The sequence below is a fragment of the Bacillus sp. SIMBA_026 genome (assembly GCF_046535335.1).
Taxonomy (GTDB): Bacteria; Bacillota; Bacilli; order Bacillales; family Bacillaceae; genus Bacillus; species Bacillus velezensis.
On the sequence record NZ_JAWRWX010000156.1, the window covers coordinates 1 to 272 of the forward strand.

Sequence of the window (272 nt, forward strand, 5' to 3'; positions counted from 1 at the left end):
CGGTCAGTCGCGCATCCGCACGGTGCGGGTGGAGAAGAACCAGGGCTACGGCTTTGGCATTCTGAGCGGGCTTCGAGCCGCGGAAGGCCGCATCCTCGCCTGGACCCACGCCGACATGCAGACGGACCCGGCCGACGCTCTGAAGGGCTTGGCCCTGTTTGAGCAGGCGGCCGATCCCGAACGGCTGTTTGTAAAGGGAAAGCGCCATGGCCGTCCCCTGGGCGACGTGGCCTTCACGGTTGGCATGTCGGCGTTCGAAACACTCCTGCTCG

Annotated in this window: 1 protein-coding gene; it reads left to right on the plus strand. The window is 66.2% G+C overall.

Going from position 1 to position 272, the window contains the following annotated elements:
• Positions 1 to 272 (plus strand): glycosyltransferase (locus SB847_RS21040; RefSeq protein ID WP_410578557.1); only part of this gene is annotated, 272 nt, incomplete at both ends.